At 68.7% G+C, this 13,772-nt stretch carries 16 protein-coding genes; 8 read left to right on the top strand and 8 right to left on the bottom strand.

What is annotated here, in order from left to right:
- Positions 1-43: 43 nt before the first annotated feature.
- Genes ACPCXD_RS07260 through ACPCXD_RS07250 form a run of 3 tightly spaced genes read right to left on the bottom strand, consistent with a single transcriptional unit; the run spans position 44 to position 1,942 of the window.
- Positions 44-649 (bottom strand): CbiQ family ECF transporter T component, encoded by a 606-nt coding sequence (locus ACPCXD_RS07260; protein ID WP_088898223.1) that lies wholly within the window; start codon positions 647-649, stop codon positions 44-46.
- A complete protein-coding gene (locus ACPCXD_RS07255) occupies positions 646-1,326 on the bottom strand; it encodes an energy-coupling factor ABC transporter ATP-binding protein (protein ID WP_024100681.1) in 681 nt (226 codons plus the stop codon). The genes ACPCXD_RS07260 and ACPCXD_RS07255 overlap by 4 nt, the downstream gene beginning before the upstream one ends.
- Before the next feature lie 19 nt (positions 1,327-1,345).
- Positions 1,346-1,942, bottom strand: coding sequence for a biotin transporter BioY (locus tag ACPCXD_RS07250; protein ID WP_423659050.1), 597 nt, complete (start codon positions 1,940-1,942; stop codon positions 1,346-1,348).
- Positions 1,943-2,191: 249 nt separating this feature from the next.
- On the opposite strand from ACPCXD_RS07250, the gene ACPCXD_RS07245 reads away from it, so the two are divergent.
- From ACPCXD_RS07245 to recX, 6 genes are all read left to right on the top strand, one after another.
- On the top strand, positions 2,192-2,365 hold the full coding sequence (locus tag ACPCXD_RS07245) for a hypothetical protein (RefSeq protein ID WP_006551287.1): 174 nt from the start codon (positions 2,192-2,194) through the stop codon (positions 2,363-2,365).
- Positions 2,366-2,381: 16 nt separating this feature from the next.
- On the top strand, positions 2,382-3,104 hold the full coding sequence (locus ACPCXD_RS07240; protein WP_106199985.1) for a PIG-L deacetylase family protein: 723 nt from the start codon (positions 2,382-2,384) through the stop codon (positions 3,102-3,104).
- A gap of 40 nt (positions 3,105-3,144) precedes the next feature.
- Complete coding sequence (locus ACPCXD_RS07235) at positions 3,145-4,290, top strand: glycosyltransferase (protein ID WP_229567957.1); 1,146 nt, start codon at positions 3,145-3,147, stop codon at positions 4,288-4,290.
- A gap of 37 nt (positions 4,291-4,327) precedes the next feature.
- Positions 4,328-4,522, top strand: coding sequence for a DUF3046 domain-containing protein (locus ACPCXD_RS07230; RefSeq protein ID WP_006551291.1), 195 nt, complete (start codon positions 4,328-4,330; stop codon positions 4,520-4,522).
- Between the two features lie 276 nt (positions 4,523-4,798).
- A complete protein-coding gene (gene recA / locus ACPCXD_RS07225; RefSeq protein WP_006551292.1) occupies positions 4,799-5,842 on the top strand; it encodes a recombinase RecA in 1,044 nt (347 codons plus the stop codon).
- Positions 5,843-5,948: 106 nt separating this feature from the next.
- Positions 5,949-6,566 carry a recombination regulator RecX gene (recX, locus tag ACPCXD_RS07220; protein WP_016692690.1) on the top strand — a complete coding sequence of 206 codons (618 nt, stop codon included), beginning with the start codon at positions 5,949-5,951 and terminating at the stop codon, positions 6,564-6,566.
- A gap of 4 nt (positions 6,567-6,570) precedes the next feature.
- Here recX and ACPCXD_RS07215 read toward each other — a convergent pair whose 3' ends face one another.
- The 4 genes from ACPCXD_RS07215 to gluA form a co-directional block, all read right to left on the bottom strand.
- A complete protein-coding gene (locus ACPCXD_RS07215; protein WP_016692691.1) occupies positions 6,571-7,479 on the bottom strand; it encodes an amino acid ABC transporter permease in 909 nt (302 codons plus the stop codon).
- Positions 7,476-8,156, bottom strand: coding sequence for an amino acid ABC transporter permease (locus tag ACPCXD_RS07210; protein WP_006551296.1), 681 nt, complete (start codon positions 8,154-8,156; stop codon positions 7,476-7,478). The genes ACPCXD_RS07215 and ACPCXD_RS07210 overlap by 4 nt, the downstream gene beginning before the upstream one ends.
- A 123-nt stretch (positions 8,157-8,279) precedes the next feature.
- Entirely contained in the window at positions 8,280-9,113 is an 834-nt protein-coding gene (locus ACPCXD_RS07205; protein ID WP_160875945.1) for a glutamate ABC transporter substrate-binding protein, read from the bottom strand.
- A gap of 69 nt (positions 9,114-9,182) precedes the next feature.
- Positions 9,183-9,911 (bottom strand): glutamate ABC transporter ATP-binding protein GluA, encoded by a 729-nt coding sequence (gluA, locus tag ACPCXD_RS07200; protein ID WP_186455156.1) that lies wholly within the window; start codon positions 9,909-9,911, stop codon positions 9,183-9,185.
- A gap of 225 nt (positions 9,912-10,136) precedes the next feature.
- On the opposite strand from gluA, the gene miaB reads away from it, so the two are divergent.
- Both miaB and ACPCXD_RS07190 read left to right on the top strand, forming a co-directional pair.
- Positions 10,137-11,666 carry a tRNA (N6-isopentenyl adenosine(37)-C2)-methylthiotransferase MiaB gene (gene miaB / locus ACPCXD_RS07195; RefSeq protein WP_160875947.1) on the top strand — a complete coding sequence of 510 codons (1,530 nt, stop codon included), beginning with the start codon at positions 10,137-10,139 and terminating at the stop codon, positions 11,664-11,666.
- On the top strand, positions 11,654-12,247 hold the full coding sequence (locus tag ACPCXD_RS07190) for an Rv2732c family membrane protein (RefSeq protein WP_016692697.1): 594 nt from the start codon (positions 11,654-11,656) through the stop codon (positions 12,245-12,247). The genes miaB and ACPCXD_RS07190 overlap by 13 nt, the downstream gene beginning before the upstream one ends.
- Before the next feature lie 71 nt (positions 12,248-12,318).
- Here the strand turns inward: ACPCXD_RS07190 and ACPCXD_RS07185 are convergent, their stop codons facing one another.
- Positions 12,319-13,731 carry a DUF349 domain-containing protein gene (locus tag ACPCXD_RS07185; protein WP_423659045.1) on the bottom strand — a complete coding sequence of 471 codons (1,413 nt, stop codon included), beginning with the start codon at positions 13,729-13,731 and terminating at the stop codon, positions 12,319-12,321.
- Positions 13,732-13,772: the final 41 nt, after the last annotated feature.

The raw sequence follows: 13,772 nt of genomic DNA, 5'->3' as shown, positions 1-13,772 counted from the left end.
GTCATCGACACCGCGAGCCGAGCACGTCGGCCGTCGACACCGGTCAGTCGTCCACACCACGAGCGGCGAGGGCCTCACCCATCGCCTCCGCGGTGCGCAGCGCTCCCACCACCACCGGAACCACGAGGGCCCGCAACGAGAATCCGAGACCACGCGCCTTGCGTGCCTCGGTCACGCGGGTGACCACGGTGCCGATCAGCGGGATGGCCCGGACGGTCATCACCAGCACGAGTCCCACCCGATCGGGATCGACCCCGACGCGCGCGAGGGGACGCGCCGCCCGCACGATCGCGTCGAGCATCTCGGTGGTCCGCGTCGTGAGGGTCACGAGGGCGGCCAGAGCGACCGCCACGAGCAGCGACCCGCAGATCACCACCGCCCGTTCCCATCCCGCCACCAGGACCTGGAACGCTGCGATGATCGCCAGCATCCACACCAGCGGCCGCAATTGCACAGCGGCCAGACGCGGAGGTATGCGCGCGGCCGCGTACGCGAGCACGGCCAACGCCAGGGCGGGCAGCACCTGCCAGGGCTGCCGGATCCACAGGGTCAGGGCGAGGATCAGTGCTGCCACCGCGAGCAGCTTCGCTCCCGCCGGAAGCCGATGCAGGACGGAGCGTCCGGGATGGTAGAGGCCGAAAGTGTTCACCCGATCAGATTCCGGTAGAACGCGAGCGCGGACGCCGGTTCGTCGTCGGCGACGACCCGCCCCGAATCGACCACCAGCACACGATCGAAGTCCGCGAGGAGTTCGAGATTGTGGGTCACCGCGATCACCTGCTGTGGCAGGCTCGCGAAGGTGCGCGCGATGAGCTTCGTGTTGCGCAGGTCGAGCAGGGTCGTCGGTTCGTCCGCGACGAGCACCGCCGGGTCGGTCACCATGATCGCGGCGAGCGCGAGCAACTGCTTCTGGCCGCCCGAGAGCAGGTGGCTGGGGTGGTCGTGATGCCCCGCGAGCCCGAAGTCGGCGAGGACCTGCCGTACCCGGGCCTCGCGTTCCTCCTTGCCGAGTCCGCTGCGTCGGAGCGAGAAGGCGACGTCCTCGGCGACCGTCGGCATGACGATCTGATGGTCCGGGTCGGTGAAGACGAATCCGACCTTCTTGCGGACCTCCCGGCCCTTGCGCGCTGTGTCGAGGCCGTCGACGGTCACCGAACCGGACGACGGGACGAGCAGGCCGTTGATCATGCGCGCCATCGTCGACTTGCCGCTGCCGTTCGCGCCGACGATGCCGACGCGTCGTTCGGTGAGGACCACGTCGACCCCGTCGAGGACGGTGCGGTCGCCGTAGGCGTGCCGCACCTCCCGGAATCGGATCTCGCTCATCGACGGTCGGGCGGCGGCGTCAGTGCGCGGGATCCGCAGCGGGGCGGGGCGCGATGCGCGGTGCCGCCAGTGCGGGATAGGCGCGGTGCACCTGGGCGGCGACCGCTGCGGCGACGACCGCCTTGGCGAGATCGCCCGGCAGGAAGGTGACGTTGGCAGCAGCGGCGGCCCACACCGTGAGATCCGTGCGCAGGACCATGCCCGCGATACCGAAGGCGTAGAGAACGACGATGCCACCGAGGACGTTGACGGCCACACCGGGCAACGTGCGGTATCGCGGCAGCATCTTCATGCTCAGCCAGCCGATCACGGCGACGGCAGGAACCCAGCCGATGAGGAAGCCCACCGTGGGACCGGCCAGCGAGGTGAGGGTCGTGCGCCCGCCGGCGAGTACGGGCAGCGCCAGTCCCAGCACGATCACGGTGAGCACCGACAGGACACCCTTGCGTGCGCCGAGCAGTGCACCCGCGAGCATCACGCCGAGGGTCTGCAACGTGATGGGCACGCCGGACGATCCGATGCTGATCTGACCGGGCAGTCCCAGGGCGACGATCAGGGCGGCGAAGACGGCGATCTGCGCGAGGTCGCGCGCGGGGATACGGCGGGACGTGGACACGATTACTCAGCCTTCCGGTATGGACGGTGAACCCGTAGAGCCTAAGCCGTACCGGCGTGCCGCGGGTCACCGACCCACCTCCGGGTGCCCGTGGGCCACACCCGGGGTGCGTCTCCGGGTGTCCCCTGATCTTTCCCTGATATCTGCGCTGACCTGCTGTTTTTCTCCACTCGAGCTGTCAGGATCGAGGCGTACCGAGCAAACGGAGTCCGGCACGGAAGAGGTCGGCATCGAGGGTGGGAGTACCCAATGTTCTGGAAGATCGTAGGAATCGTCGCGGTGGTGTGGGTCGGTCTCGCCGTCCTCGGTGCCCTGCTCGACAACCTGTTCGGCTTTCTCGTACTCGGCGCCGTGATCTTCGGCGGATACCTGCTGTACAAGGCAGTATCGGGAGGTGACAAGCACGACCTGACACGTCTGTAGGACGAAGGGGGCAGCTGTGGAGGCGGTACCGGAGGACTGGCAGGACGGACTCGTCGTCGTCGCCCACCCGGACGACATCGAATACGGCGCGGCGGCGGCGATCGCGCGGTGGACCCGACAGGGCAAGGAGATTTCCTACGTTCTGGCCACCAGTGGCGAGGCGGGCATCGCCGGTCTGTCGCCCGAGAAGAGCGGGCCGGTGCGGGAATCGGAGCAGCGCGAGTCCGCGCGGATCGTCGGAGTGGATACCGTCGAGTTCCTCGGGCACCCGGATGGTCGACTCGTCCCGAGTCTCGATCTCCGTCGCGACATCGCTTCCGCCATCCGACGTCATCGTCCTGAGATGGTGGTCACGCTCGCGTTCGGGCTGTCGCCCCGGCCGGGCTGGGTCAACAGTGCCGACCATCGGGCGCTCGGGATCAGCGTCCTCGACGCCGTCTCCGATGCCGCGAACGAATGGATCTTCCCGGAACTCACCGAACGCGGTCTGGAACCGTGGCACGGCGTGCGATGGGCTGCCGTGTGTCCGGGTTCGCCTCCGACCCACGCGGTGGACGTGACCGATACGGTCGAACTGGCAGTTGAGTCCCTCGCGGCGCACCGTCTGTACCTGCAGGCTCTCGACGACAGGCCGGTGGAGGCACAAGCGCGCGAACAGGTGGAGCGCGCATCGGCGCCGCTGCCGGGATTCGCTGCCGAGCGCGCCTCCGGGTTCGAGTTGTACACCTTCGCGGGATAGGAAGCGTCCCGCCGTCGGTGGCCTGTGGCAGGCTGTGCGCGTGCGAGTGGCGGTGGTGGCCGGGCCCGATGCGGGTCATGCGATTCCGGCGATCGCGTTGTCGCTGCGGCTCGCGGATGCCGGGCACGACGCGGTCGTCTTCACAGGCGAACGATGGCTCGGCCTCGAACTGCCCGGAGTGACGTTCGCTGAGTTGAAGGGGCTCGCGCCCCGGCTCGGGGACGACGACGGCGACGCGGGGGCGAAGATCCACGCCCGTGCCGCCCACATCGCGAGCGAGATGCTCCCGGATCTCGGAGCCCTGCTACCCGACCTCGTGGTGGCGGACGTGCTCACCGCCGGCGGAGGGATGGCCGCCGAGCGCCTGGGGATCCCGTGGGTCGAGCTCTCGCCGCACCCGTTGTACCTGCCGTCGCGCGGGCTCCCGCCGATCGGCAGCGGTCTCGATGTGGGCAGGGGCGTGCGGGGCCGGTTGAGGGACGCCGCGTTGCGGGCGATGACCGCGAGATCGCTGCGGCAGGGGGAGCGCGAGCGTTCGGCCGCACGCGTCGGGATCGGCCTGCCGGCGCGCGATCCCGGGCCCCGGGCCCGGCTGATCGCCACCCTGCCGGCACTCGAGGTGCCCCGCCCCGACTGGCCCGGGCACGCGCACGTCGTCGGTCCGCTGCTGTGGGAACCCACCGCGGAGATCCTCGATCCGCCGCCGGGTGACGGACCTCTCGTGATGGTCGCGCCGTCGACCGCGGTCACCGGGGTGACCGGGATGGTCGAGACGGTCTGCGACGCACTCGCCGGGGCCGGGATGCGGGTCGCGGCGACGATGCTCGACCCTCCGCAGCAGTCGCTGCCGAGCTGGGCGGTCGCGGGTCGTGGCAGGCAGGACGTCCTGCTCCGGCAGGCCGATGTCGTCGTGTGCGGAGGTGGGCACGGGATGCTCGCCAAGACGTTGAGCGCGGGGGTTCCTGCGGTGATCGTGCCCGGGGGCGGCGACCAGTGGGAGCTGGCGAACCGCGCCGCGCGGCAGGGGAGTGCGGTGGTGGTGCGTCCGCTCGACGCGGATGCGGTCCGCTCCGCGATCGACACCGTGTTGTCCTCGCCGGACTTCGCCGCCGCGGCTCGTGCGGCCGCGGACGGTGCCGGTGACGTGGAGGATCCGGTCGCGGTGTGCGAGGCCGCAGCGGACTGACTGTCGCGCCGCACCGAGCGCGACTACCGTGGTCGGGGTGCGGTTGACGGAGTTCTACGAGGTGGTCCGGGACGAGTTCGGACAGATGCACGGCGATGCCCTGCTGCGCGATCACGTGCTGCTCTCGCTCGGTGGACGGACGGCGGCCGAGGCGATCGAGGCGGGACAGGAGCCCCGAGAGGTGTGGCGCGCGCTCTGCGACGAATTCGACGTCCCGCCCGTGCGGCGGTAGCGCGGAGCCGGCCGGGGCTGTTCCGGGCAGGAATCGATGCCGGAGTCGATGGCGGGATCGATTTTCTGTCCGACCGGGATGCGACCATTCCTGGCGTACACGAAGCGACCGGCTTTCGAACACGTGTTCGGCTATGCTGGGAGCGCCGGGTGGGTTGTCCACAGGTGGTGATTCCATCCACAGATGCGGCGTTTCCGCGGTCGCGACAGCGAACTTGTCGGTGCCGGGTTCTAACGTCGTCGACAACAAGGACGAGATTCTATTAAGGGGACCAAGATGGCAGCACAGGCTCACGACCGCGAGAAGGCGCTCGAGCTCGCCCTCGCGCAGATCGACAAGAGCTTCGGTAAGGGCTCGGTGATGCGCCTGGGCGAGGACGTCCGTCCGCCCATCGCCGTCATTCCCACCGGGTCGATCGCACTCGACGTGGCTCTCGGTATCGGCGGCCTGCCGCGCGGGCGCGTCATCGAGATCTACGGCCCGGAATCGTCGGGTAAGACCACGGTGGCCCTCCACGCGGTCGCCAACGCGCAGGCCGCCGGCGGCATCGCGGCGTTCATCGACGCCGAGCACGCCCTGGATCCGGACTACGCGCGCAAGCTCGGTGTCGACACCGACGCCCTGCTCGTGTCCCAGCCCGACACCGGTGAGCAGGCCCTCGAGATCGCCGACATGCTCATCCGTTCGGGTGCACTCGACATCATCGTCATCGACTCGGTGGCGGCGCTCGTGCCCCGCGCCGAGATCGAGGGCGAGATGGGCGACAGCCACGTCGGTCTCCAGGCCCGCCTGATGAGCCAGGCACTGCGCAAGATGACCGGTGCTCTCAACAACTCCGGCACCACCGCGATCTTCATCAACCAGCTGCGCGAGAAGATCGGCGTGATGTTCGGCTCGCCCGAGACCACCACGGGCGGTAAGGCACTGAAGTTCTACGCCTCGGTGCGTCTGGACGTGCGCCGGATCGAGACGCTCAAGGACGGCGGCGACGCGGTGGGCAACCGCACCCGCGTGAAGGTCGTCAAGAACAAGGTCTCGCCTCCGTTCAAGCAGGCCGAGTTCGACATCCTGTACGGCCAGGGCATCTCGAAGGAGGGCTCGCTCATCGACATGGGTGTCGAGCAGGGCTTCATCCGCAAGTCCGGCTCCTGGTACACCTACGAAGGCGACCAGCTGGGGCAGGGCAAGGAGAACGCCCGCAAGTTCCTGCTCGAGAACACCGATGTGCGCGACGAGATCGAGAAGAAGATCAAGGAGAAGCTCGGCATCGGTGCCGTTCTCACCGATCCGAGCGACGTCGAGGAGCCGGTCGACTTCTAGTCACCACCCACGGCTCTGCGGGGGCACGGACGCACATCGCGTCCGTGCCCCCGCGGCGTATCCGCACCCGGCCGCGTTGTCGGTGGGTCCGGTTACTGTGCGCGTCATGGACGACCCCGAGGAACGACGGCCCGACGCCCGACGCGAACGACGCGGACGGCGGCGCTCGGCTCGCACCGAGCAGGAACTGCCCGGCGGCGGCACCGAAGCGCAGGCCAAGGACGTCTGCCTTCGTCTGCTGACCGATCGCGCACGCAGCCGATCCGAGCTCGCGACGAAACTCGAGCAGAAAGGGTTCGCGTCCGACGTCGCCGAACGTGCCCTCGATCGGCTCACCGAGGTCGGGTTGATCGACGACGCGGATTTCGCGAACCAGTGGGCGCGTTCACGGCATCTGCACGCCGGGAAGGGCAAGCGCGCGATCGCACTCGAACTGCGCCGCAAGGGAATCGACGCCGACGACGCAGCGGCCGCCCTCGAACAGATCGACACCGCCGACGAACGGGAACGGGCGGTCGAACTCGTCCGCAAGAAGCTCCGCACCCAGCCGCCGCTGCCCACCGAGGGCGATCGGCGCGAGATCGCGGCCGAACGCGACAAGCTGGTGCGGCGGCTGGTCGGGATGCTGGCCCGGCGCGGCTACGCGCAGGGGATGGCCTTCGACGTCGTGCGGGAGGAACTCGCGACGTTCGGTGCCGACGCGAGCGACCTCCCGCACGACTGAAGCATTACTTCCGGCCCTCGCCGCTCAGATCCAGGCCCGGCACCGACATCGTCGGAACGGTCTCCGGATTCTCGGCCGGCACGGCACCCTTCTTGCGCTTCCCGGATCGCAGGCGCTTCTCGAGCCAGACCGCGAACTGCGTCAGCGCACTGTTGAGGATGATCATGATCGCCGCGACCACCAGCAGCGACGGCAGGTAGTTCTGGAAGAACGCGCCGAGCTGCTGACCGGAACGCACCACTTCGACGTAGCCGATGAGGTAGCCGAGTGCCGAGTCCTTGAGGGCGATCACCATCTGCGACACGATCGCCGGGAGCATGACCGTCACGGCCTGCGGCAGCAGGATCAGCCGCATGAGCTGGTTCTTCCGCATGCCGATCGCGAAGGCGGCCTCGCTCTGACCGCGCGGAAGCGACCTGATGCCCGCGCGCACGATCTCGGCGATGACCGAGCCGTTGTACAGGGTCAGACCGGTGATGACGGCCGCGAGCGCGAGATATCCGGACTTGAAGACGCGGTACTCGGCGAACACCTGGTAGGCGAAGATCATCAGGATCAGCACCGGGACGGCGCGGAACAACTCGACGATCGCGCCGGCGATCCAGCGGACCCACCGGTGGTCGGACAGACGCGCGATGCCCAGGACCGTGCCGAGCACGAGTGCCAGCACGATCGACGCGACGGCCGCGATGATCGTGCCGCGGATGCCGGGCAGCAGATAGGTGGTCCAGCTGGAGGATTCGACGAACGGCTCCCACTTGGCCGCCGTCAGCTGTCCGTTGGCGTCGAGTGCGCGGTAGACGATCCAGCCGATGAGGACGAGGAGCACGACCACGACCACCGACAGGATCCGGTAGAGCGCCTTGGCGCGGGGCCCGGGTGCGTCGTAGAGAACGGTTCCGTGTGCACTCATCGGGCGACCTCGTATCGCTTGCTGAGCCGGCCGAAGAGCAGGCCGGTGGGAAGGGTGAGGATGACGAACCCGAGCGCGAAGATGCCACCGACGACGAAGATGGCCGCTTCGTTCTCGATCATCGTCTTCATCAGCAGCGAGGCCTCGGACACGCCGATGACGGAGGCGATCGTCGAGTTCTTGGTCAACGCGATGAGCACCGAACCGAGCGGGGCGATGACCGCGCGGAACGCCTGCGGGAGGACGATCAGGCGCAGGTTCTGGCTGAAGGTCAGGCCCAGCGAGCGGCCGGCCTCCGACTGGCCGAGCGAGACCGTGTTGATGCCCGAGCGGAGCGACTCGCACACGAAGGCCGCCGTGTAGACGCTCAGGCCGAGCACGGCGAGCCGGAAGTTGTTGTCCACCAGGAAGGTCGGCGACGACTCGGAGGCCAGCTTGATGCCGAGCGTCTGGGACAGACCGAACAGGCAGAAGATGATGATCAGGGTCAGCGGGGTGTTACGGAAGATCGTCACGTAGGCGGCGCCGACGGCACGCGCGACGGGGATGGGGGACACGCGCATCGCGGCGAGGATCGTTCCGAGGATCAGTGCACCGATCGCCGAGATGACGGTCAGCTGGATCGTGGTCCAGAACGCGTCGAGTAGCTGGCTGCTGTACTTGCTCAACAGATCCACAGGTCACTCCGGGATCGAGGGGACGGGTGGGAGTCCGGAACGGTCCGGCCGGTCCGTGGGATCACGGACCGGCCGCACCGGCGGACGTGACGGGTGGTACCCGTACGCGGTGTCGATCGACACTCAGTAGCGATCGACGGTGGGCTGCTCCGGGAGCTCGTAGCCCGAGGCACCGACCGTCTCCTGGAACGCGGCCTCCCATGCACCGCTGGCGATCATCTCCTCGATCGCGTCGTTGATCGCGTTGCGCGACTCGTCGTCGCCCTTGGCGAGACCGATGCCGTAACGCTCGGTGGTGAACGGCTCACCGACGACCTTGAAGTCGCCCGGGCTCTGCGCGGCGTAACCGGCGAGGATGATGTCGTCGGTGGTCACGGCGTCGACCGCGCCGTTGCGCAGTGCCTCGACACACAGCGAGTAGGTGTCGAACTCCTGGAGCTGGACGTCCTGCGCATAGTTGTCCTTCACGTTCTGGGCCGGGGTCGAACCCGCCACCGAGCACAGGCGCTTGCCGCCGCTGAGCGTCTCGGGTCCGGTGATCTCGGTCTCGTCGGCGCGCACGAGGAGCGACTGTCCGGCGATGAAGTACGGACCTGCGAAGTCCACCTTCTCCTTGCGGGCATCGGTGATCGAGTAGGTCGCGACGACGTAGTCGACCTCACCGTTCTGGATGAGCGTCTCGCGCTGGGCCGAAGGAGCCTCCTTGAAGGTGATGTTCTCCGGCGGGACACCGAGCTGGTCGGCGACGTACTCGGCGACCTCGACGTCGAACCCGCTGAATGAACCGTCCGGGTTGCGCAGGCCCAGGCCCGGCTGGTCGAACTTGATACCGACCGTCAGGGTGCCGTTCTCCGCGGACTGCGAGACACTGCGCGTCTCGTCGCCACCGCACGCCGTGGCGACCACTGCCACGGCGACGGCGCCGATGCCCAGGCGGATGGAGCGGGACAATTTCATCGAATACCTCCGGTGCGGTTCGGAACTACGTCCGACGGACCGGGTGGCCCGTCGGATGCGGGGAAAGGTTCAGTGACTGAGGATCTTGCCGAGGAAGTCCTTGGCGCGATCGGATTTCGGTGCGGTGAAGAAGGTCTCGGGATCGGTGTCCTCGACGATGCGACCGTCGGCCATGAACAGCACGCGGTCGCCGGCCTTGCGGGCGAATCCCATCTCGTGGGTGACCACGACCATCGTCATGCCCTCCTTCGCGAGGGAGGTCATCACGTCGAGGACCTCCTGGACCATCTCGGGGTCGAGGGCGGAGGTGGGCTCGTCGAACAGCATGACCTTGGGGTTCATCGCGAGCGCGCGTGCGATGGCGACGCGTTGCTGCTGGCCGCCCGACAGTTGTGCCGGGTACTTGTCGGCCTGGTTGGCGATGCCGACCCGGTCGAGCAGCTGCATCGCCGACTCGCGGGCCTTCTCCTTCTTGATCTTGCGCACCTTGATGGGGCCGAGCATGACGTTCTCGAGGATCGTCTTGTGGGCGAAGAGGTTGAACGACTGGAACACCATGCCGACGTCCGAACGCAGGCGGGCGAGTGCCTTGCCCTCCTCCGGCAGCAGGGTGCCGTCCACGTGGATCTCTCCCGAGTCGATCGGTTCGAGCCGGTTGATGGTGCGGCAGAGGGTCGATTTACCCGAACCCGACGGGCCGACGACGATGACGACCTGTCCTCGCGGGATCTCGAGGTTGATGTCCTGCAGTACGTGCAGGGATCCGAAATGCTTGTTCACCCCGTTCATGGAGATCATGGACGAGCTGGTGTCCGACTTCTCGGACGGACGATCCGTTCCGGCTGCCGCTGATGTCATATCTGCAGACCCTATGCCGTCCGACGCCCGAGACTTCGCATTTCGGGACACCTTCGACACACGCGTCACGGGATTTTTACTGCACGAGCAGTAACGGATACCTCCACGGGGCCCGCGCGGTCGGCGCGAGGAAAGAGGACCGACCGAGGTGAGATACCCTGAGACGTGTCACTGATCGACGAAGAAGCCCCCCGTACCGGTGCCCGGACCTACGAGGTCCGCACCTACGGATGCCAGATGAACGTACACGACTCCGAGCGTCTGTCGGGGTTGTTGGAGGACGCCGGCTTCACCAAGGCCGCGCCCGGTGCGTCACCCGATCTGGTGGTCTTCAACACCTGCGCGGTGCGGGAGAACGCCGACAACAAGCTGTACGGCAATCTGAGTCATCTGCGTCCGGTCAAGGACGACAACCCCGACATGCAGATCGCCGTCGGAGGCTGCCTCGCCCAGAAGGACCGCGACACCGTCGTCGAGAAGGCGCCCTGGGTCGACGTGGTCTTCGGCACGCACAACATCGGCAATCTCCCCGCCCTGCTCGAGCGTGCGCGGCACAACCGCCGCGCCGAGGTCGAGATCCTCGACGCTCTCGAGGCGTTCCCGTCGACGCTGCCCGCCAAGCGCGAGTCGTCGTACGCCGGATGGGTGTCGATCTCCGTCGGCTGCAACAACACGTGCACCTTCTGCATCGTCCCGTCGCTGCGAGGCAAGGAGGTCGACCGGCGCCCCGGCGACATCCTCGCCGAGGTGCAGGCGCTCGTCGACGAGGGTGTGCTCGAGGTGACACTGCTCGGCCAGAACGTCAACTCCTACGGCCGGTCCTTCGCCGACCCGGATCAGCCCCGCGACCGGGGTGCCTTCGCGTCGCTGCTGCGCGCGTGCGGCGACATCGAAGGCCTCGAGCGGGTGCGCTTCACGTCCCCGCACCCGGCGGAGTTCACCGACGACGTCATCGACGCGATGGCGCAGACCCCCAACGTGTGCCCGCAACTGCACATGCCGTTGCAGTCCGGCAGCGACCGGATCCTGCGCGCCATGCGCCGCTCGTACCGCAAGGAACGCTTCCTGGGCATCATCGAGCGGGTCCGTGCCGCGATGCCGCACGCCGCGATCACCACCGACATCATCGTCGGCTTCCCCGGCGAGACCGAGGAGGACTTCCAGCAGACCCTCGAGGTCGTCGAGAAGGCGCGTTTCACCAGCGCGTTCACCTTCCAGTACTCGAAGCGTCCCGGCACGCCCGCAGCCGACATGGAGGGGCAGGTCCCCAAGGCCGTGGTGCAGGAGCGCTACGACCGGCTGATCGCCCTGCAGGAACGCATCACCCTCGAGGAGAACCGCAAGCTCGTCGGCACCGAGGTCGAACTGCTCGTCGCAGCGGGGGAGGGCCGCAAGAACGCCGAGACCGCCCGGATGAGCGGGCGTGCCCGCGACGGCCGCCTCGTCCACTTCCGTCCCGAGGGCGCGATCGACACCGCGGTGCGTCCCGGCGACGTCATCACGATCGTCGTCAGCGACGCCGCGCCGCACCACCTCGTCGCCGACACCCCGATCCTCACGCACCGCCGCACACGTGCGGGCGACCACTTCGAACAGGGCCGGCTGCCCAAGACACCACCGATCGGTGTCGGCCTCGGACTGCCGAGCATCGGCGTCCCGGACCCGCTGCCGCCTCAGATGGGATGCAACGCATGACCACCGACAAGCCGCACGATCACCACGCGACGGGTGACGTACGCGCCGAGCTCGAAGCCGCCGAACGAAAGGTGGCGAGCGACATCGACCCGGGCGCCCGGGCGATGTTCGTCGCGATCGCAGTCCTGATCCTGCTGGCGACCTTCAGCCTGCCCCACGCCGGATCCGCCAACGGCTGGGAGGTGCTGTCCTTCGCCCCGGACGCGACCACCGAGGAGATCGGTCTCCCGTCACGGCTGTTCGTGGGCTTCGCGGTGGTCTTCGCCGGGCTGGGCTCGATCCTCGCGCTCGTCACCCGCAAGTGGGCGCTGGCGTGGGTGTCCCTCGCCGGCTCGGCCGTGACCATCGTCTTCGGCATGCTCGCGATCTGGTCGCGTCAGACGCTGCCCGTCGAATCATCCGCCGCGGGACCGGGATTCGGTCTCGTGATCGGCTGGTTCGCCGTCATGGTCATCGTCTTCCACTGGGCCCGTGTGGTGTGGGCGCGGACCTCGGCCCAGCTCGAGGCCGAGGCCGAGTTGCGGAAGGTCGCGGCCCAGCACGAACGGCCCCGCCTGATGCGCGACGACCCCGAGGCCTGACGCCTCCCGAACGAAGACGATCCCCCTCTCCCGATCGGGAGAGGGGGATCGTCGTCTTCGGATGTCGCGGGTCAGCGCTCGCCGACGGCGCCTTCGGCCGCGTCGGCCCACTCGCGCCACTGCGCCGCCTGGGCGAGAGCCTTCTCGGCCTCCTTCGCCCGGCCCGCGGCGGTCGCCTTGGCGGCCTGCTCCTCGAACTGGCGCACCCGCTCACGGAACTGGGCCGCGCGCGCGAGTGCCTCGGGATCGGTGCGGCGCCACTCGGAATCCGCGGCCTCGCGCACCTTCTTCTCGATGGCCCGCAGCCGACCCTCGAGATCGTGCATGCGGTCGCGCGGCACCTTGCCGATCGCCTCCCACTGGTCCTGCAACTCGCGCAGGCGCGCCCGGGCACCTTCCAGATCGGCCGCCGGGTCGATCGAGGAGGCCGCCTCGAGCAGGGCCTCCTTCGCGCGGGCGTTCTCCTCGAACTCGGCGTCGCGCTCGGCGTTCGCGGCGTTGCGCGCGGCGAAGAAGACGTCCTGGGCACCCTTGAACCGCTTCCACAGCTGGTCGTCGGCGTCCTTCGGTGCGCGTCCGGCCGCCTTCCACTCGGCGAGCAGGTCGCGGAAGGCCGCGGCGGTGGCACCCCAGTCGGTGGAGTTCTGCAGTTCCTCCGCCCGGGCGACGAGTTCCTCCTTGCGGCTCTTCGCCGCGGCGCGCTCACGATCGAGTTCGGCGAAGTGGGCTCCGCGACGCCGGTTGAACGCCTCGCGTGCCTTCGAGTAGCGACGCCACAACACGTCGTCGACCTTCCGGTCGACCCCGCGGATGGTCTTCCACTCCTCGAGGATCTCGCGCAGCCGGTCGCCGGCGGCCTTCCACTGGGTGGATTCGGCGGCGATCGTCTCGGCCTCGGCCGCGAGGGCCTCCTTGCGGGCCGTGCTCTCGGCGCGCCGACGCTCCTTCTCCTGCTTGGCGAGAGCCGCGGCCTCCTCGGAGTGCTCGATGATCGCGGCGAGCCGGGTGGCGAGCGCATCGAGATCACCGATGACGGCGGCGGTCGGCAGCGACTCGGCCAGTGCCTCGGCGGCCGCGCGGGTCTTCTTCACGTCGGCGGTGCCGGAGTTCAACCGGGTCTCGAGGATCGCCACCTCGGTGGCGAGATCGTCGTAACGGCGTCCGAAGTGCGCGAGGCCCTCGGCGGCGTCGCCTGCCTGCCACGATCCGATGCACCGCTCGCCCTCGCTCGTGCGGACCCATGCGGTGCCGTCCTCGTCGACGCGTCCGAACCGACTCGGATCGCTCGCGGGCACCGCCGGGACGTGAGGGTGCGTCTGGGCCGCGACAGGATGCGGCTTCGGGGGTGCTGCGGTGGAACTGCCGTTCTCTCGGCCCGCAGGGCCGGGCGTCGCAGCATGGGCTCGGGGCGTGGCGGGACCGGGACGCGGGGTCCGCTCCTGCGTCGACTCGCCGGTTCGGTCCTGTGCGTTCGGGTCGCTCATCGATACCTCATCTCTGCCGCGCGGCACGGCTGCCTGGTCGC

This window comes from Rhodococcus sp. AB351, assembly GCF_049538275.1.
Classification (GTDB): domain Bacteria; phylum Actinomycetota; class Actinomycetes; order Mycobacteriales; family Mycobacteriaceae; genus Rhodococcus.
This window is presented reverse-complemented; position numbering and strand designations above follow the sequence as displayed.

What these genes read in the sequence shown, in the direction of transcription:
- ACPCXD_RS07255 (WP_024100681.1), bottom strand. Translation starts at nt 1,326, where the DNA reads ATGAGCGAGATCCGATTCCGGGAGGTGCGGCACGCCTACGGCGACCGC.
- ACPCXD_RS07245 (WP_006551287.1), top strand. Translation starts at nt 2,192, where the DNA reads ATGTTCTGGAAGATCGTAGGAATCGTCGCGGTGGTGTGGGTCGGTCTC.
- recA (WP_006551292.1), top strand. Translation starts at nt 4,799, where the DNA reads ATGGCAGCACAGGCTCACGACCGCGAGAAGGCGCTCGAGCTCGCCCTC.
- recX (WP_016692690.1), top strand. Translation starts at nt 5,949, where the DNA reads ATGGACGACCCCGAGGAACGACGGCCCGACGCCCGACGCGAACGACGC.
- ACPCXD_RS07215 (WP_016692691.1), bottom strand. Translation starts at nt 7,479, where the DNA reads ATGAGTGCACACGGAACCGTTCTCTACGACGCACCCGGGCCCCGCGCC.
- ACPCXD_RS07205 (WP_160875945.1), bottom strand. Translation starts at nt 9,113, where the DNA reads ATGAAATTGTCCCGCTCCATCCGCCTGGGCATCGGCGCCGTCGCCGTG.
- gluA (WP_186455156.1), bottom strand. Translation starts at nt 9,911, where the DNA reads ATGATCTCCATGAACGGGGTGAACAAGCATTTCGGATCCCTGCACGTA.
- ACPCXD_RS07190 (WP_016692697.1), top strand. Translation starts at nt 11,654, where the DNA reads ATGCAACGCATGACCACCGACAAGCCGCACGATCACCACGCGACGGGT.
- ACPCXD_RS07185 (WP_423659045.1), bottom strand. Translation starts at nt 13,731, where the DNA reads ATGAGCGACCCGAACGCACAGGACCGAACCGGCGAGTCGACGCAGGAG.